At 67.1% G+C, this 17,987-nt stretch carries 16 protein-coding genes; 9 read left to right on the top strand and 7 right to left on the bottom strand.

The features are described from left to right. The first annotated feature begins 9 nt into the window (after positions 1 to 9). From AC5P5R_RS13505 to AC5P5R_RS13480, 6 genes are all read left to right on the top strand, one after another. Complete coding sequence (locus AC5P5R_RS13505; protein ID WP_049402731.1) at positions 10 to 618, top strand: hypothetical protein; 609 nt, start codon at positions 10 to 12, stop codon at positions 616 to 618. A gap of 75 nt (positions 619 to 693) precedes the next feature. Further along, a complete protein-coding gene (locus AC5P5R_RS13500; protein WP_060380906.1) occupies positions 694 to 1,302 on the top strand; it encodes a hypothetical protein in 609 nt (202 codons plus the stop codon). After that, positions 1,302 to 1,889, top strand: a complete 588-nt coding sequence (locus AC5P5R_RS13495; RefSeq protein ID WP_169448767.1) for a hypothetical protein — start codon at positions 1,302 to 1,304, stop codon at positions 1,887 to 1,889. Before AC5P5R_RS13500 ends, AC5P5R_RS13495 begins: the two co-directional genes overlap by 1 nt. Before the next feature lie 64 nt (positions 1,890 to 1,953). Then, positions 1,954 to 2,835: a CorC family transporter gene (locus tag AC5P5R_RS13490; protein ID WP_005408827.1), complete on the top strand. Its 882-nt coding sequence runs from the start codon at positions 1,954 to 1,956 to the stop codon at positions 2,833 to 2,835. Continuing rightward, complete coding sequence (locus tag AC5P5R_RS13485) at positions 2,832 to 4,082, top strand: lipoprotein N-acyltransferase Lnb domain-containing protein (RefSeq protein WP_099480992.1); 1,251 nt, start codon at positions 2,832 to 2,834, stop codon at positions 4,080 to 4,082. Before AC5P5R_RS13490 ends, AC5P5R_RS13485 begins: the two co-directional genes overlap by 4 nt. Before the next feature lie 6 nt (positions 4,083 to 4,088). After that, positions 4,089 to 5,111: a magnesium and cobalt transport protein CorA gene (locus AC5P5R_RS13480; RefSeq protein ID WP_005408825.1), complete on the top strand. Its 1,023-nt coding sequence runs from the start codon at positions 4,089 to 4,091 to the stop codon at positions 5,109 to 5,111. A 206-nt stretch (positions 5,112 to 5,317) separates the two neighbouring features. Here AC5P5R_RS13480 and AC5P5R_RS13475 read toward each other — a convergent pair whose 3' ends face one another. The 4 genes from AC5P5R_RS13475 to AC5P5R_RS13460 form a co-directional block, all read right to left on the bottom strand. Then, positions 5,318 to 6,682, bottom strand: a complete 1,365-nt coding sequence (locus tag AC5P5R_RS13475) for an NAD-dependent succinate-semialdehyde dehydrogenase (protein ID WP_099474829.1) — start codon at positions 6,680 to 6,682, stop codon at positions 5,318 to 5,320. 83 nt (positions 6,683 to 6,765) lie between these two features. Further along, positions 6,766 to 7,608, bottom strand: coding sequence for an ABC transporter permease subunit (locus AC5P5R_RS13470; RefSeq protein ID WP_005408823.1), 843 nt, complete (start codon positions 7,606 to 7,608; stop codon positions 6,766 to 6,768). Then, positions 7,605 to 8,537 (bottom strand): ABC transporter permease subunit, encoded by a 933-nt coding sequence (locus tag AC5P5R_RS13465; RefSeq protein ID WP_005408822.1) that lies wholly within the window; start codon positions 8,535 to 8,537, stop codon positions 7,605 to 7,607. Before AC5P5R_RS13465 ends, AC5P5R_RS13470 begins: the two co-directional genes overlap by 4 nt. Continuing rightward, a complete protein-coding gene (locus tag AC5P5R_RS13460) occupies positions 8,534 to 9,670 on the bottom strand; it encodes an ABC transporter ATP-binding protein (protein ID WP_100438049.1) in 1,137 nt (378 codons plus the stop codon). Before AC5P5R_RS13460 ends, AC5P5R_RS13465 begins: the two co-directional genes overlap by 4 nt. Positions 9,671 to 9,943: 273 nt before the next feature. Here AC5P5R_RS13460 and AC5P5R_RS13455 point away from each other — a divergent pair, with 273 nt between their 5' ends. Next, a complete protein-coding gene (locus AC5P5R_RS13455; RefSeq protein WP_100438048.1) occupies positions 9,944 to 11,344 on the top strand; it encodes a flavin-containing monooxygenase in 1,401 nt (466 codons plus the stop codon). Between the two features lie 38 nt (positions 11,345 to 11,382). On the opposite strand, the gene AC5P5R_RS13450 is transcribed toward AC5P5R_RS13455, so the two are convergent. The 3 genes from AC5P5R_RS13450 to AC5P5R_RS13440 all read right to left on the bottom strand — a co-directional run bounded on the left by AC5P5R_RS13450 (position 11,383) and on the right by AC5P5R_RS13440 (position 14,740). Continuing rightward, positions 11,383 to 12,492: a polyamine ABC transporter substrate-binding protein gene (locus AC5P5R_RS13450; protein ID WP_005408819.1), complete on the bottom strand. Its 1,110-nt coding sequence runs from the start codon at positions 12,490 to 12,492 to the stop codon at positions 11,383 to 11,385. 92 nt (positions 12,493 to 12,584) lie between these two features. After that, a complete protein-coding gene (locus tag AC5P5R_RS13445; protein ID WP_060379949.1) occupies positions 12,585 to 13,982 on the bottom strand; it encodes a glutamine synthetase family protein in 1,398 nt (465 codons plus the stop codon). Further along, entirely contained in the window at positions 13,979 to 14,740 is a 762-nt protein-coding gene (locus tag AC5P5R_RS13440; RefSeq protein ID WP_060379948.1) for a gamma-glutamyl-gamma-aminobutyrate hydrolase family protein, read from the bottom strand. Before AC5P5R_RS13440 ends, AC5P5R_RS13445 begins: the two co-directional genes overlap by 4 nt. A 161-nt stretch (positions 14,741 to 14,901) precedes the next feature. On the opposite strand from AC5P5R_RS13440, the gene AC5P5R_RS13435 reads away from it, so the two are divergent. Further along, the gene (locus tag AC5P5R_RS13435; protein WP_012479655.1) at positions 14,902 to 16,179 is read left to right on the top strand and encodes an NAD(P)/FAD-dependent oxidoreductase; all 1,278 of its coding nucleotides are present in this window, start codon (positions 14,902 to 14,904) and stop codon (positions 16,177 to 16,179) included. Positions 16,180 to 16,229: 50 nt separating this feature from the next. Next, positions 16,230 to 17,834 (top strand): MASE1 domain-containing protein, encoded by a 1,605-nt coding sequence (locus AC5P5R_RS13430; protein ID WP_060379947.1) that lies wholly within the window; start codon positions 16,230 to 16,232, stop codon positions 17,832 to 17,834. Positions 17,835 to 17,987 lie beyond the last annotated feature (153 nt).

The raw sequence follows: 17,987 nt of genomic DNA, 5'->3' as shown, positions 1-17,987 counted from the left end.
GAGCGCAGCATGACCCTGCCCGCACTTGTGCTTGCCGCGCTACTGCAGTCCGGGGCAGGCCTGATGCCCGATCCTGACCGTCCCTCACCGTTCCCCGCCAGCGACAGCGAGGCCGACATCGCCGCAAAGATCGCCGAACTACGGGCGTTCTTCGGCAGCAGCGAGCGCGACACCCGCAACATCGTCGCCACTGCCCAGCAACGGGCACTGATCGAGCGCCTGGAAGCGCGGCACGCGGCACGTCTGGCCGGCATCTGGGTGGACAATGCGAGGGGCTGGAACGTTGTCGTGCGACTGACAGGCGCCGCACCCGAGGCCGATGAGACACATCCAGGGGCGGATGGCCCGCAACGTGTGCGCTACATCACCGGCGCCGCGATGACCGAAGCGGAGATGACGCGCCGCCTGCACGCACAGCAGGACTGGCTGCGGGCCCAGCTGCCCGACCTGTTCGGCCATGGCCTGGATGTCAAGACCGGGGAGCTGGAGGTGGAGCTGCGGGATACCCCAGCCAACCGCGCGACGGCGGCGGCCGTGCGTGACCACCTGCAGGCGCGACTGGGCTACCCGGTCAGGCTGCGCTGGTACCCAGCGGCCACGCGCTGGAATCCGCCCTGACTGCGCTACGGCTGGAGTGCCAGCCCATGCGCTGAGCTACTGTTCAACACCGGCCAGGACGCGGAAGGAAAAAGGATGAACCCAGGGAACAGCTTCACGACGTTTGCGATGGCCGCCGGCCTGCTCGCGGGCCTGCTGGTGCTGGGCGCTTACACCTTGCGCCGCATCAGCGCCCGCGACCCCGGCGGCAGGCACTGGCTGCTGCGCAGCCTGGCCCTGCTGTCGCCCGTGTGCCTGCTGGCCGGGCTGGCGATCGGCATGTTCGGCCCGCACCTCACAGGTAGAGCGGAACCCGCCCACCTGCCGGGGCTGTGGGAAACGTCGATGGTGCTGATACTGGTCGGTGCCTTGACCCTGCCAGTACTGTGGCGAACGCTGCTGCAGCAGTGGCTTGGCAGGCCGGCCAATGCACTCCCGTTCTTCCACGCCAGCCGCACCTCGCTGCTGGTGCTGTTCGTGCTGGCCGTGATGTACATGAAAGTGGCCAGGACAACCGCGGCGGAACTGATGCCCTGGCTGACCAGCCCGGGCCTGTGGCCGGCGGTGGCGCGCATCGCGGGGCAATCGATGCAGGTCGCCATGCTTGCGGTCGTGCTGACTCTCTCACTGATGGTCGTACGGCGGGCGATGACCGGTTTCCTGCGCCTTCTAAGCGGGCTGTTCCGACGCTCGCCGGGGCTATGATGGCGGCCCCTCGCCTGCGGAAACCGACCGTGTCACTGCGCTGCTGTCTGCCCCTGCTCTGTGCCCTCGCCGCTCCCTCCGCCTTCGCCACCCGCCTGGACCTGCCGGCCCTCATCGAATGCCGCCAGGGCGTGGCCGAGCAGGCCGCGCTGGCGCCGCTGCTGGCCGATCCGCTGAAGGCCGTGGCCCAGGGCCTGCAGCCGCTGCCGCAGGGCAACCAGTTCATGAGCGAGTTCCGGCTGGCCAGCCCGATCACCGTCTTCGGCCAACAGACCGATCGGGTGGCGGTGGCCGGCGCCAGCGTCATGGCCGTCCTCGACCAGGCCGACCCACGCCCGCTGGCCAAACGGCTGGAATTGGAGACCGGCTACGACCAGGACGGCAAGTTCATGGCCGGCCGCGAGCTGGTCAGCCGCGACGTGACCGACCCGAAGACCGGCGAGGCCCAGATCGAGTCGATCATCCTCAGCGTCTCCACCGTGGCCTCCCACCCGGGCAAGACCCTGGCCGGCTGCACCTACAGCCTGGACCTGCCCGAAGAGAAGCCGGCCGCGGCCGCCCCAGCCCCGGCCACCGGCAGTCACTGACAGGCCGTCACATCCTGCTAGACTTGGGTCAACGCCCGGCCTGCCGGGTGCCTTTTTTCCAGAGATGTCAGAAGACGACAGTAGTAGCTCCCCTGCGGAGCACAGTGAAAAGAAGCGCGGCTGGCTTGAACGCCTGACCTCCGCCTTCTCCGGCGAACCCCATACCCGCGACGAGCTGGTCGCTGTCCTGCACACCGCGCAGGAAGAGGGTCTGATCGCCGCCGATACCCTGAAGATGATGGAAGGCGCCATTTCGGTGGCCGAGCTGACCGTGGGCGACGTCATGATCTCGCGCTCGCAGATGGTCTCGCTGCCGGTTGAAGCGCCCTTCCTGGAACTGATGAAGCAGGTGGTCGAATCCGGCCATTCACGCTTCCCGGTGCACGGCGAGAACAAGGACGACATCCTTGGCATCCTGCTGGCCAAGGACCTGCTGCGCGGCGTGGTCGCCGACAACGGTCCGGCCAACGTGCGCGAGCTGCTGCGCCCGGCGGTCCTGATCCCGGAAGCGAAGAAGCTCAACGTGCTGCTGAAGGAATTCCGCCTGTCGCGCAACCACATGGCCATCGTGGTGGACGAGTACGGCGGTGTCGCCGGCCTCGTCACCATCGAGGACGTGCTGGAACAGATCGTCGGCGAGATCGACGATGAGCATGACGAGGCCGAGGATCCCTCGGCGCAGATCGCGATCCAGTCCGACGGCCAGTACGTGGTCGACGCGCTGACCCCGATCGGCGACTTCAACGAGCGTTTCGGCGCGACGTTCTCCGACGAGGACTACGACACCATCGGCGGCCTGGTCACCGAGGCCGTGGGCCATCTGCCGGAAGTCGGTGACGAGCTGGCGCTGGACCGCTTCATGTTCCGCGTGGCCCGCGCCGATGCGCGCCGGGTACAGGCCTTCCACGTGACCGTGCTGCCGCCGGACGCGCAGGACGACGCTTGAAGCGCCGCGGCCTGATCCTCATGGTGTGGCTGGCACTCTACGTGCTGGCCATGGCCCTGCCGCTGGCCGCCTTCGCGCAGCCGGCGCCGGCCACACCTGCCGTGCCCGCGGCCAGCGCTGAAGCCCCTGCTCCGCGCATCGGCGTGGTGACCATGCAGCCGGGCACGGTGTTCTTCGAACGCTTCGGCCATGACGCCATCGTGGTGGTCGATCCGCTCAGCGGTGAAGCGACCTCGTACAACTTCGGCTACTTCGATCCGTCCGAGGACGATTTCATCAGCCGCTTCGCGCGCGGCGACATGATGTACTACCTGGTGGCGCTGCCGCTGCAGCAGGACCTGTCGTACTACGACGAGACCGGCCGTGGCGCCAGCGTGCAATGGCTGGACCTGCGCCCGGACCAGGCGCGCTCGCTGGCCGCCGGCCTGGCCGAGCGGGCCAAGCCGGAAAACGCGCGTTACCACTACGATTACTACACCGCCAACTGCGCCACGATGGTGCGCGACACGCTGGACAAGGCGCTCGGCGGCGGCCTGCAGTCGCAGCTGTCGGGGCGCTCGCGTGGCAACACCTATCGCAGTGAATCGGTCCGTCTGGCCTCGCCGGCACCATGGATGTGGCTGGGCTTCGATGTAGGCCTCGGACCGTTCGCCGACCAGCCGCTGTCGCGCTGGCAGGAAGCGTTCGTTCCGATGCGCCTGGCCGATGCCCTGCGCCAGGCACGCAACAGCGATGGCCGGCCGCTGGTGCAGTCCGAACAGGAACTGTTGCCGCACCGTATCGATCCGGAGCCGAAGGAGTTCGCACGCCGCTGGTGGCCGTGGCTGCTGTGCGGCCTGGTGATCGCCGCTGGCGTGCTGGCGCTGCGCAACCGCCCGCGCCTGCTGGCCGGGCTGGCCGTGCCGTTCTGGCTGCTGTGCGCCCTGTTCGGTGGCGTGCTGGTGTTCCTGTGGGGCTTCAGCATCCACTACGCCGCATGGGCCAACCGCAACCTGCTGCTGCTTTCGCCACTGGCCGTGCTGCTGCTGCCGGGCGCGATCGCACTGCTGCGCCGGCGCGTGCCGGGACGCATGTTCAGGATCGTGCTGTGGCTGCTGGCGGTACAGGCGATGGCCGCGCTGGTGCTGCACTGGCTGAGCCTGCAGGCGCAGTACAACGTGCAGTGGATCGTGCTGCTGCTGCCGGTGCACGTGGCACTGGCGTGGGTGCTGGCGCGTCGTCCTCACTTGTCCGAAACACGGCCCTGACGCACGATGGCGGGCATGTCATTGCCCGCCTCCGCTTCCGCCCCCGCTTCGGCCAACCCTACCTGCGTCATCAACTGCGTCCACTACGATGACGAGGGCAAGCGCCACGACATCAGCCTGGATGCCATCAGCGATGTCATTGCCAGCGGCAACGGCTTCGTCTGGGTCGGCCTGTACGACCCCAACGAAGACGTGCTGCTGAAACTGCAGGAAGAATTCTGCCTGCACGACCTGGCCATCGAGGATGCGCGCAACGCGCACCAACGGCCCAAGGTCGAGACCTATGGCAACTCGTTGTTCGTGGTGGTGACCACCGCGCAGATGGTCGACGAACGCATCCAGTATGGCGAAACCCATGCCTTCCTCGGCCCGCGCTTCCTGGTGACGGTCCGCCACGGCGCCTCGCTGTCCTACGCGCCGGTGCGCGCACGCGTCGAGCGCGAGCCGCAGCTGCTGAAGATGGGCCCGTCGTACTGCCTGTACGCGGTGACCGACTTCGTGGTCGACAACTACCTGCCGATCGTGCACCGCTTCCGCGACACCCTGGACCTGCTGGAAAAGGACATCTTCGCCGACACCTACAAGCGCAGCACGGTGGTGCGGCTGTACGAGCTCAAGCGCGAACTGAACAAGATGCGGATGGCGGTGGCGCCGTTGCAGGACGTGCTGGCGCAGCTGCGCCGCTACCAGGGCGAACTGATTCCCGATGAAGTGAAGCTCTACGTGCGTGACGTGCATGACCATGCGGTGCGCATCAGCGATGTGATCGACACCCTGCGCGAGATGCTGGGCACCGCGCTGAGCGTGAACCTTTCGCTGGTGACACTGGCGCAGGGCGAGACGGTCAAGCGGCTGGGCGCCTGGGCTGCCCTGCTCGCCGCGCCGACGCTGATCACCAGCTGGTACGGCATGAACTTCAGTCACATGCCGGAGCTGAGCGAACCCTGGTCGTACCCGCTGATGATCGTTGGCGTGGGCGGTGTGTGCGTGGGGCTGTATCGGTTGTTCAAGCGCGCGAAGTGGTTGTAGCGCGTATCGACCAACGGTCGATACCCACCAAGCACGTGGGCGTCGATACCCACCATGCACGGGGGGGCGTCGATACCCTGCAATCCGGTAGGCCACGACCGTTGGTCGTGGCGCATGGCCCGCTTCTGGTAGTGCCGGCCGCTGGCCGGCAACCCGGCAATGCCGGCCGGCGGCCGGCGGCCGGCGGCCGGCACTACCGTTCGGGATCAAGCCACGTAGACGGTCTTGATGTTCATGAACTCATGGATGCCATGGTCAGCCAGCTCCCGACCAAAGCCTGACTGCTTGCTGCCGCCGAACGGCAGCCGCGCGTCGCTCTTGACGATGGCGTTGACGAACGCCGCACCGCATTCCATGCGCTGCGCGAAGCGCTCGCCGCGTACCGGATCGCCGGTCCACACGCTGCCGCCCAGGCCGAAGCGGGTGTCGTTGGCCACGCGCAGTGCCTCGGCCTCATCCTTGACCCGGATCACCGCGGCCACCGGCCCGAACAGCTCCTCGTCATACGCTGGCATGCCCGGGCCGACCTGATCGAGCACCGTGGCCGGATAGCCGGCATGGGTGCCGGCAATCGGCTCACCACCGATCAGCACCCGCGCGCCCTTGGCCACGCTGGCCTGCACCTGCTTGTGCAGTTCGTCACGCAGGTCGGCGCGAGCCATCGGCGCCAGCGTGGTGCCCCGCTCATCGGGATCGCCGTACTGGCGCTCGCCCGCCGCCTGCACAAAGCGACGGGTGAATTCATCGGCCACCGCCTCGACCACGATGAAGCGCTTGGCCGCGATGCAGGTCTGCCCGCTGTTGTCGAAGCGCGACTTCACTGCCGCGGCCACGGTCTTGTCGAGGTCGGCATCGTCGAGCACCACGAAGGCATCGCTGCCACCCAGCTCCATCACCGACTTCTTCAGCTGGCTGCCGGCATTGGAGGCGATCGAGCGCCCTGCCCGCTCGCTGCCGGTCAGCGTCACCGCCTTCACCCGTGCGTCGCGAAGCACGTCGGCGGCCTGGTCGTTGTCGATGTGCAGCACGTCGAACACGCCATCAGGCAGGCCGCCGTCACGGCACACCGCCAGGATCAGGTCGGCGCACTGCGGCACGTTGCTGGCGTGCTTGAGCAGGGCGACGTTGCCAGCCATGAACGCCGGGGCCAGGAAACGGAATACCTGCCAGATCGGGAAATTCCACGGCATCACCGCGAACACGCAGCCGATCGGCTCGTAGCGCACGTAGCTGCGCTGGGCTTCGGTATCGATCAGCTGCGGCTTGAGATAGTCGGCCGCGTGATCGGCATAGTACTCGCAGGCGGCAGCGCACTTGTCGACCTCGGCCAGTGCCTCGGCCTTGAGCTTGCCCATCTCGTGGGTCATCGCCTGCTGCAGGTCGTCGCGCCGCGTGCGCAGCTGCGCGGCGATCTGGCGAAGGATGGCGCCGCGGTCCTGCAGCGAGCGATCTGCCCAGCCCGGAAATGCATCGGCAGCGGCCTGCAGGCGCTGCTCGATGTCGGCTGCGCCCATCAGTTCATGGCGGTAGGTCACCTGTCCGGTGGCCGGGTCGACGATCTCGACGGTCATGGGGGATCTCCATCTGGAAGACCCCCATTGTGCGCCGCCGGCTGTGAGCCGGGTGTTGCCGGCGTTGTCGGCAGACCGTGTGCTCAGCCGTTGTCCTGCCGCGCCAGCTGCAGGTCGCGCTGGCGCCGCTTCTCGGCGCGGGCGTTGATGTACCAGCCGATCACCGCGGCGATCGACACCGCCGACACCAGCAGCGTGGCCAACGCGTTGATCTTCGGGCTGATGCCCATGCGCACCGAGGCGAACACCTTCATCGGCAGCGTGGTCGAGCCCGGCGTGGCGACAAAGCTGGCCACCACCACGTCATCCAGCGACAGGGTGAACGCCAGCAGCCAGCCCGCCACCAGCGCCGGCGCGATGATCGGCAGGGTGATGCGGCCGAACACGGTCAGCCGGCTGGCGCCCAGATCCATCGCCGCTTCTTCCAGCGACAGGTCCATTTCCTGCAGCCGCGAGGACACCACCACGGTGACGAAGCACAGGGTGAAGGTGACGTGGGCGATCCAGATGGTGGCCAGGCCGCGTGCCGGGAAGCCGGGAATCGCGCCCATCGAGGCCAGCAGCGCCATCAGCGAGAAGCCCAGGATCACATCCGGCATCACCAGCGGTGCGGTCACCAGCGCGCCGAACAGCGGCTTGCCACGGAAGCGCTTGAAGCGCGTCATCACCATCGCCGCCAGCGTACCCAGCACGGTGGCGGTACAGGCGGTCCAGAACGCCACCACCAGGCTGGTCCACATCGCATCCATCAGCGCGCGGTCGGCGAACAGGTCGCTGTAGGCACGGGTGGAGAACCCGGCCCAGACCATCGCCAGCCGCGAGCTGTTGAACGAATAGAACATCAACAGCAGGATCGGCAGGTACAGGAAGGCGAAGCCGAGCAGCAGCACGCCCAGCCCCAGGCCCTTTGCGCTACGCGGGCTCATGCCTGCTTCCCTTCCAGCAGGCGCTGCTGGGAACGGTTGAACAGCAGGATCGGCACCAGCAGCAACAGGATCATCGCCACCGCCATCGCCGAGGCGCCCGGCCAGTTGCGGTTGTTGAAGAACTCGTTCCACAGCTGGCGGCCCACCATCAGCGTTTCCGAGCCACCCAGCATTTCCGGGATCACGAATTCACCGATCGCCGGAATCATCACCAGCATGCAGCCGGCGATGATGCCCGCTTTGGACAACGGCAGGGTGATGCGCAGGAACGCCTGCCACGGCTTGGCACCGAGGTCGTAGGCCGCCTCCAGCAGCCGGTGGTCATGCTTGACCAGATTGGCGTACAGCGGGAGCACCATGAACGGCAGATAGCAGTAGACGATGCCGATGTAGGCGGCGGTCGGGGTGTCGATCAGCTGCAGTTTCGGCAGGCCCATCGACGTCATCAGCGTCTGCAGGCCGGTGAACTGCAGGAACTGGTCGAGCAGGCCATTGCGGTCCAGGATCGCCTTCCACGCATACACGCGGATCAGGAACGAGGTCCACGACGGCAGCACCACCAGCATCATCGCCACGTTGCGCGCGGCGGGCGACAGGCGCGCGATGGCATAGGCCATCGGATAGCCGATCAGCAGGGTCAGGAAGGTCGAGATCGCCGCGATCCTGATCGAGCTCAGGAACGCCTGCGCATAGATCGAATCGCGGAACAGCGCCAGGTAGTTTTCCAGGTTCAGCTTCAGCGAGAAACCGCCGTCGGCGTACTGCAGCAGCCAGGTGTACGGCGGCGAGCCGACCCGGCTGAGCGAGAAGCTGATCATCAGCACGATCAGGAACGGCACTGCGAAGAACAGCAGCAGCCACAGGTACGGAATGCCGATCACCGTGGCACGCAGCCCCGGCAGCCAGCGCTTCAGGCCGGCGGTGCTCATGAGGTGAGCACCACGCCGTCGTTGTCGCGCCAGTGCACCCACACCTCGTCGCCCCAGGTGAGGCCATCACTGGCCCAGCGCTGCGAATTGGCGAAGTTGGCCAGTACCTTGGCGCCGCTGGGCAGGCGCACGTGGTAGACCGAATGGCTGCCGAAGTAGGCGATGTCCTCGATCACACCCTGGGCCTTGTTGGTGTGCCCTTCCGGTTCGTCCTTGCCGATCATCACCTTCTCCGGGCGCAGCGCGAACGCGACCGGCTGCCCTTCATAGCCGGTGATGCCATGGGCGATGTAGATCGGCGCCGGGAACAGCGGCGAGCGTACGGTCACGTACTCCGGCAGGTCCTCGTCGATCACCCCGTCGAACAGGTTGACCGAACCGATGAACTCGGCGACGAAGCGGTTGGCCGGCTGCTCGTAGACCTCGTCCGGCTTGCCGACCTGCTGGATCCAGCCGGCATCCATCACCGCGATGCGGGTGGCCATGGTCATCGCTTCTTCCTGGTCGTGGGTGACCATCACGCAGGTCACGCCCGACGATTCGATGATGCTGACCAGTTCCAGCTGCATCTGCGAGCGCAGCTTCTTGTCCAGCGCGCCCATCGGCTCGTCCAGCAGCAGCAGCTTCGGCCCCTTGGCCAGCGACCGCGCCAGCGCCACGCGCTGCTGCTGGCCGCCGGACAGCTGGTGTGGCTTGCGCTTGCCCAGGTGGCCCATCTGCACCAGGTCGAGCATCTCGCCCACGCGCTTGCTGATCGCGTCCTTGCCCAGGCCATCCTGCTTCAGGCCGAAGGCAATGTTCTGCTCGACCGTCATGTGCGGGAACAGCGCATAGGATTGGAACATCATGTTGACCGGCCGCTGGTACGGCGGCAGCGCGTCCATGCGCTGGCCATCGAGGGTGATGCTGCCCTTGGTGGGCGTCTCGAAGCCGCCCAGGCAGCGCAGCAGGGTCGATTTGCCACTGCCGGAGCCACCGAGCAGGGCAAAGATCTCGCCCTTGCGCACGTCCAGGTTGACGTCGTCGACGGCGACGAAACCGTCGAATTCCTTGCGCAGGTCACGAATGGAGAGATAGCCGGGCGCACCGGTCGTGTCGACGACGGTGGCTACCGGCTGGGCTTCAACGGGCATGGGGGCTCCGGGAGCGGGCGGTGGACAGCGGCCGCCATTCTAACGGCCGGGGGGCCCAGGGGATATGACGGCGGCAGGCGGAAGCGGCCGCTGGCCGGCTCCGGGGGCCCCAGGAGTGTCGGTTTTCCCCCGCCATGGTGGCCTGCGCGCGCAAAGGCCCGGGCTCCCCTGGACGACCCTGCGGCCGTCCCGGCCAGACACCACAGGCGACGCCTCGATCTGCAACGTTTTTCAGAACCGGATCTGTTGAAGGCCCGGGGCATTCCCCGCGCAATGGCCCTGATCAAGGCCTTGCATGGACCCACACTGGTGATTTCCCCGGACAGCCCCTCCCCTTTCCCGCCCCGCCTGCCGGGCTCCCTGCCTGCAAGGCTGCCGCTGGTCATCATCGGCGCCGGCCAGGCCGGGCTGTCGCTCAGCGCGCTCCTGCAGGAAGCCGGCGTCGAGCATCGCGTGCTGGAGGCCGAAACCGTAGGCGCCAGCTGGCAGCGGCGCTGGGAGTCGTTCCAGACCAACACCGCCAACGCGACGATGGCCCTGCATGGTCATGCCTATTCCGGCGATGACCCGGATGGCTTCATGGGCGCCCCGGAGGTGATCCGGCACCTCCGCGACTATGCCCACGAGCGTTCCCTGCCGATCAACGAGGGATGCGGGGTGCATCGGGTTGGGCCTGGGCCCGGTGGCTACGCCATCCACAGCAGCCAGGGGCTGATCCATGCCCGCGCAGTGGTGGTCGCCACCGGTGAATACCGCCGCGCACGGATGCCCCGGGTCCCGTTCGCGCCCGCGCCAGGCCTGACCGTGCTGCACTCGGGCGACTACCGCAGTGCCCGTCAGCTACCCGATGGCGCCGTGCTGGTCATCGGGGGTGGGCAGTCCGGCGCGCAGATCGCCCAGGACCTGCGCGACAGCGGTCGCAGCGTGAACTGGTCACTGGCCCAGCGGCATTCGCATACCCGCCGGCTGCGCGGCAAGGACTCGATGACCTGGTGGGACATGGCCGGGCGCATCCATCAACATGTGAGTGAAGCGGCGTGCGTACTTGCCGGGGAACCGGATGCACTGCGCAAGGCCCGCACCGCGGAGTTCCCGCTTATTTCCGGCAAGGGAAACGGTGGCCTGGGCAGCTCGATCAGCCTGCTGGCGATGCACCGCGCGGGCATCAGGCTGCTGGGCCGGTTGCAGGGCTTCGATGGAAACGTCGCCCGCTTCGCCGATGTGCGCCCGCAGCTGCGTACCGCGATCGAGGCCACGCAGGCCGAGTACGCCTATCTCGATTCGCTGGCCAGCGCGTACTACGCCACGCGTCCCGAGCCACGCACCGACGATGCCCGCTACATTCCGGAGGAGGTCTATCTGCACTGGGAGCCGGACGCCGCCCCGCGTGAACTGGATCTGCAGGCGGAAGGCATCCGCTCGGTGGTGCTGGCCACCGGCTTCGTCACCGAATGGCCCTGGCTCGACGTACCGGGCGCGCTGGATGCACATGGCTACCCGCTCGGCGAATTCGGTGTTTCCCCGCAACCGGGGCTGTTCTTCATCGGCATGCACAACCTGCAGCGGATGAGTTCATCGTTCCTGTGCAACGGCGGTCGCGATGCACGCGACCTGCTGCCTGCCATCCTGCGGCACCTGGGCCGAAGCGGGAGTACCGGCATCGACCCAGGGTAAGGCAGCCGCCGGGCATGACCCGGCGGCACCAGGCCGGCTCAACGGCCGGTCTTCACCTCGGTCCACAGCCGGGTGTAGAGCTTGTCGGTCTCCGGCGTGTTGATCGAATACGTGAACATCTTCGCGGCCACGTCGGCCGGCGGGTAGATGGTCGGGTCGGTACGGATCGCCTCATCCACCAGCGGGGTCGCGGTCGGCACCGGGTTGGCGTAGTGGATGAAGTTGGTGTTTGCCGCGGCAACCTTCGGCTGCAGCAGGTAATTGATGAAGGCGTAAGCGGCCTCCGGATGCTTGGCGTCCTTCGGGATCGCCAGCATGTCGAACCACTGCGGGGCGCCTTCCTTCGGGATCGAATAGGCCACGTGCACGCCATTGCTGGCTTCCTCGGCGCGGTCGCGGGCCTGGATGATGTCACCCGACCAGCCGACCACCAGGCAGGTGCCGCCATTGGCCAGCGAACCCACGTACTGCGAGGAGTGGAAATTCTGCACGTACGGTCGGATCGACTTCAGCAGGTCGGCCGCCTTCTGCAGCTCGGCCGGGTCACCGCTGTGCGGGTCCAGGCCCAGGTAATGCAGCGCGATCGGGATCATGTCGGCCGGCGTGTCCAGGATGGTCACGCCGCAGTCCTTCATCTTGCTGATGTTCTCCGGCTTGAACACCAGGTCCCAGCTGTTGGCGATGTCGGTGCTGCCACCGAAACGCTGCTTCAGCATCTCCACGTTGTAGCCGATGCCGGTGGTGCCGATCATGTACGGCACGCCGTACTGGTTGCCCGGGTCCTGGGTGGCGATGCGCTTCATCACCGCCGGATCGAGATTGGCCAGGTTCGGGATCTTGCTCTTGTCCAGCGGCAGGAACACACCGGCCTGGATCTGGCGACCGAAGAAGTTCAGGGTCGGCACCACCACGTCGTAGCCGCTGTTGCCGGCCAGCAGCTTGGTCTCGACCATCTCATCGCTGTCGAACACATCGTAGGTCACCTTGATGCCGCTCTCCTTCTCGAAGGTCGGGATGGTGTCCTCGGCGATGTAATCGCTGTAGTTGTAGACGTTCAGGACCTGGCTGTCCTGCGCGCCGCCATTGCCACCGCCACAGGCGGCGAGCATGGCGGAGGCCAGGCCGAGCGTGAGGATACGCAGCTTCATCGGGTGCTCCAGAATGCGGGAAAGGGGGGCCGGCGGGGCCGGCGACGGGTGCCAGCCTACCCCCCGGCGGCGGATTTTTCTATTCCGGATGCTCAGACGTTCAGCAGCAGGAACTCGCGCTCCCACGAGCTGATGACACGGAAAAAGGTCTCGTATTCCTTGCGCTTCACCGAGATGTAGGCCCGGCAGAAGCGCTCGCCCAGCAGGGCCTGCAGTTCGCTGCACTGCTCCAGCCCATCCAGCGCTTCGCCCAGCGAGCGCGGCAGGTTGTAGCCCAGTTCCTTGGCGCTGCCGGTCACCGGCGCATCCGGTGCCAACCGCTCGCGGATGCCCAGCAGGCCGCAGGCCAGGGTCGCCGCCATCGCCAGGTAGGGGTTGGCGTCGGAACCGGCGAAACGACTCTCCACGCGCATGTTTTCCGGCGTGTCCAGCGGCACGCGCAGGCCACAGGTGCGGTTGTCGAAGCCCCAGTGCACGTTGCTCGGCGAGACTTCGCCGAACACCAGCCGGCGGTAGGAATTCACGTTCGGCGCGAAGAACGCCATCGCCTGCGGCGCGTACTTCTGCAGGCCGCCCAGATAGTGGCCGAACACCGGGCTGAACTCGCCTTCGGCATCGGTATCGCCAGCGAACACATTGCTGCCGTCGCTCACCCGCACCAGGCTCTGGTGGATGTGCATGGCACTGCCCGGCTCGTTCTCCATCGGCTTGGCCAGGAAGGTGGCATACACGCCGTGGCGCATCGCCGCCTCGCGCATGGTGCGCTTGAACAGGAACACCTGGTCGGCCAGGTCCATCGCATCGGCATGGGTGAAGTTGACCTCCAGCTGCGCCGCACCGGATTCGTGGATCAGCGTGTCCACATCCAGCTTCATCGCATCGGCGTAGTCGTACATCAGGTCGAGGATCGGGTCGAATTCGTTGACCGCATCGATCGAGTACGACTGCCGCGCGGTTTCCGGGCGCCCGGAGCGGCCGGCCGGTGGCAGCAGCGGGAAGTCCGGGTCGGTGTTCTTCTGCACCAGGAAGAACTCAAGCTCCGGCGCCACCACCGGGCGCAGGCCCAGCTCGGCGTAGGCCGCCAGCACGCGGCGCAGTACGTTGCGTGGCGCCAGCTCGTGCGGCTCACCGTTCTTGGTGTAACAGTCGTGGATGACCTGCGCGGTGGCGTCGGCCGCCCACGGCACCATGCGCACCGTGTCCGGATCAGGACGCAGCATCATGTCCGAGTCCGACGGCGAGGTCAGCTCGTAGTAGTCATCAGGGAACTCGCCGGTGACGGTGGTGGCGAAAATGCCTTCGGGCAGCCGCGTACCGTAATCATGCGAGAACTTGTCGGCGGGAATGATCTTGCCGCGCGCGTTGCCGGTGATGTCCGGCACCAGGCATTCGACCTCGGTGATGCGCCGCTCCTTCAGCCAGCGCAGCAGGCTGCTTTCCTGCGGTGCGGGGGGCTTAGCCGTCTTGCGCGGGCGCGTTCGGGAACTCATCGGGAATCCAGTCGGTTCTGTTGGTGCTGCCGGCAAGCTTGGCCGAACGCACGGAAAATAGCGTGATAGAACGGCGAGTCCATGACACGCCACTCCGGGTGCCACTGTACGCCGAGCACGAAACGATGGCGTGGGCTGCGCGCTGCCTCGACCAGTCCATCATCGGCCCTGGCCTCGACCTGCAGCCCGTGTGCCAGTCGGTCGATGCCCTGCCCGTGAACCGAATTGACCTGTGCGCGGTCACCGCCTTGCCACTGCGCCAGCCAGCCATCCGCCGCCAGGGCGACCGCATGGGCCGGCCCGTACTGCACATCAACCGGCGCCTTCGGGTTTTCACGATGATCCGAAAGACCGGGCGCCGCGTGCACCTGCGGATGCAACGTGCCACCCAGCGCAACGTTCAGCTCCTGCAGGCCGCGGCAGATCGCCAGCACCGGCAGGTCCAGCGCCAGCGCCTCGTGCAGCAGCGCGAACGCGTTGGCGTCACGGGCCGGGTCATGCGGATTGCCCGGCCAGCTGCGACCGCCGTCGTAATGCTGCGGTTCGATGTTGCTGACCGCACCGGTCAACAGCAGGCCATCGAGCCCCTGCAGCCAGTCGCCGGCCGGCAGCGGCGGCTGCATGCTCGGCAACAGTACCGGGGTCACCTCGGCGGCCTCGACCAGCGCGCGCACGTACTTCTCGCCGGCCACCGCGAAACGGTGATGGCCGAGCACGGTGCTGTCGGTGGGCAGGCCCACCCAGGGCAGGCGGCGCATGGGAAAACTCCTTGGCGTGCCGACACGTTACCCGCCGTCCGGCGAAGGCGGCAAGTCGTCGCCGTCACACCATGGCTGTCACGCATCGGCGAAACTACTCGGGTGAATGCTGATCGTCCTCCCCCGCTCTCCTCCACCGCACTGCGCCCGCGAGGCCTGCGGTGAGTGCCGCGTTCCCGCCCAGCTGGTATGCCGCCAGCCTGCCCGAACCACCCGCGCTGCCCCCGCTGCAGGGCGAGGTTCAGGCCGATGTCGCAGTGCTTGGTGCGGGCTACACCGGCCTGACCGCGGCCCTGGAACTGGCCTCACGTGGCCAGCGCGTGGTGGTGCTGGAGGCGCAGCGGATCGGTTGGGGCGCGTCCGGCCGCAATGGTGGCCAGGCGCTGGTCGGCTACGGCTGCGAGGTGGACGAACTGGAGCGTCAGCTGGGTCGTGATGATGCACGCCACCTGTTCGACTGGTCGCGCGACGCGGTGCAGGCGATGCGCACGCGCATCGATCGCCACCGCATCGACTGCCATTGGGTTGAAGGCCACGCCAGCGTGGCCATCCGTGAACGCCACGAGCGTGACCTGCACGCCAACTGCGAGCACCTGCAACGCCACTACGACTACCCCATGCAGTGGTGGGGCCGTGACGCTCTGCGCGCGCAGCTGGACAGCCCGCGCTACCGCGCCGCGATGTTCGACCCGCTCAGCGCACACCTGCACCCGCTGGCGTATGCACGCGGTCTGGCCGATGCAGCGCGCGCGGCAGGTGTGGTCATCCACGAGGATTCGCCCGTCGTGCGCATCCAGCGCGGGCCACGGCCGAGCCTGCACACTGCCCAGGGCAGCGTGCGCGCCATGCATCTGGTGGTGGCCGGCAATGCCTGGCTGCAGGGCCTGCTGCCCGAGCTGGAACGGCGGATCATGCCGGTGGGCACCTATATCGGTGCCAGTGAGCCACTGGGCGCAGAACGTGCCCGCGCCCTGATCGGCAACAACATGGCCGTGGCCGACACCGCCTGGGCACTGGACTACTTCCGCCTCAGCCACGACCACCGCCTGCTGTTCGGCGGCCGCGCCAGCTACTCGGCACTGCCCCCGCCCGGCCTGCGCGGGGTGATGCAGCGACGCATGCACGACGTCTTCCCGCAGCTGGCCGACGTGGTGCTGGACCAGGTCTGGGGTGGCTACGTGGACATCACCCGCAACCGCGCCCCGCACTGGGGCCGGCTGGACGGCAACCTGTACTTCGCGCAGGGATTCTCCGGCCATGGGGTGGCCGCCGCCGGACTGGCCGGCGAGGTGATCGCCGCCGCCATCGCCGGCCAGAGCGAGCGCCTGGACGTGTTCCAGCGCCTGCGGCATGCGCCCTTCCCCGGCGGCCGGCTGCTGCGCACGCCCCTGCTGGTGGCGGCGATGTCGTGGTACAAGCTGCGGGATGCGTTGTGGTAGCGGGGCCCTTCCCAGCCACATAATCGGCGCAGGAGCTGGGGAGCACGTGGATGCAGTGGTGGAAGGACGGCCTGCTGGTGAGGATACGGGTCAGCCCAGAAGGGCTGGCGCTGGCGCTGCTCTATGCCCTCGCCTGCTGGGGTGCGCGCAAGCTGTCACTGGACCAGTTCTTCCTGCCTGCCGGCGTGCGGGTGGCCGCGCTGTTGCTGTGCCCGCCCCGTCTTTGGCCCTACCTGCTGATGGGTGAATACGCCTACTTCGCGCATCTGCGCATCCCCCTGATCAGCAAATACAACCTGACCTGGGTAATCCTGGCCTCGGTGTTCCTGATGCCTGCCGTGATGCTGATCGTGCGCCTGCACCGGAAACTGCTGGCACGCACCACGATCGTCGGCGTGATCTCCATTGCGGTATGCGCCGCGACGGTCATGAGTCTGCTCAACCTGGGAATCTCGTACCTGCTCTGGGAGCCGTTGCAGAACGCGTCATTCATCACCAACGTATTGCGCTATGCGCTGGGCGACTTCACCGGCATCCTGATCCTGGCACCCCTGGCATTGCTGTGGATCCGCCGCGCCGAGGAAAAATGGACAACCGGGTCTGTCGCGGCCACGGTCACAGCACTCGGCGCCATGCTGGTCATTGGCCTGCAGGCGACGCCGGTACCGGCCTCGATCACGGCCCCCGGCTCGCTGCAGCTGCTGTTGATCCTGCCTATTCCCGCGATCGCCCTGACCTGCCTGCTGGGATGGCGCGGTGCGGCCATCGGTGTCGCCGCCGTCAACATGATTCTTGGCCTCAGCACCCCCGCCGACCATCCGACGGCATTCGACCCGGCTACCTTCGCTACCCAGCAGGCCATGGCCATCGCCAGCATCGCCCTGCTGTTGCTGGGCGCGCGCATCACCCACTTCCAGAACCAGCACCGGTTGCGCGAGGAAGATGGCAGAACGGCCCTGCAGCTTGCGCGGAGTTCACACCTGGCCAGCGAGATGGACCTGCGCGAACGGGCGGCACACCTGCGCCAACTGGGCGATGGCATGGACCTGTCGCTGAACGAAATGGTGAACTGGCTGCATGCGCAGGGTCATCACGCCGTGGCCGACAGCCTGCGGCATACCTCGGAGGTGCATTCGCGCCTGTTCCGGGCCCAGGCCAGCATGATCTATCCCACCGCCCTGGAACAGCTGGGCCTGTACGTGGCGTTGCAGGCTGGCGGGGTGCGCGAGGCATGGAATGCTACGCATCGCATCGGCCAGCCGAGGTTGACGGGTGACCCCTGCGCACTCGGGGTCGGCCTGCAGCTTGCTGCCTATCGACTCGTGGTCGATGCGGTCTCGCTTCTATTGAAGTGCGAGTGTGGACAGATCTCGGTCAGTATCCGCTGCGGAAGCTCCATCCGGAAGCGTGGTGCCTTCATCTGCGTGGCTCTTCTGGACCGCCACGCATCACTGGGAAGCCGTGCAAAGGCGCTGGCAAACGAGCAGCTGCTGGGCCGAGTGCTCGCACACGCTGGCCACATGGACCTGAGTGGCAACAGGCTCAGGATGGTGTTGACCGAAGCACGGGACGCTCCCCGCCAGGCAGGCGCTGCTGAAGCCTTGAGGGAAAGCACACGCTCCATGGACGCTGGCGCCCCCCGGGCCGCGATCTGACTATCCCGGTGAAAGGAGCTGCAGATCATTGCGCGAAAGTGATCTTTGGTCGGCGCCGAACCCACCCCGTCAGGATCTGGCGCCGGCGTGCAATTGCGCCCCCCTGCTTCCATCGATACTGTCATCCAATGGCGCGTCATGAAGCGTTCAAGC

The organism is Stenotrophomonas sp. YJH_SMC_19, assembly GCF_059367915.1.
This window is presented reverse-complemented; position numbering and strand designations above follow the sequence as displayed.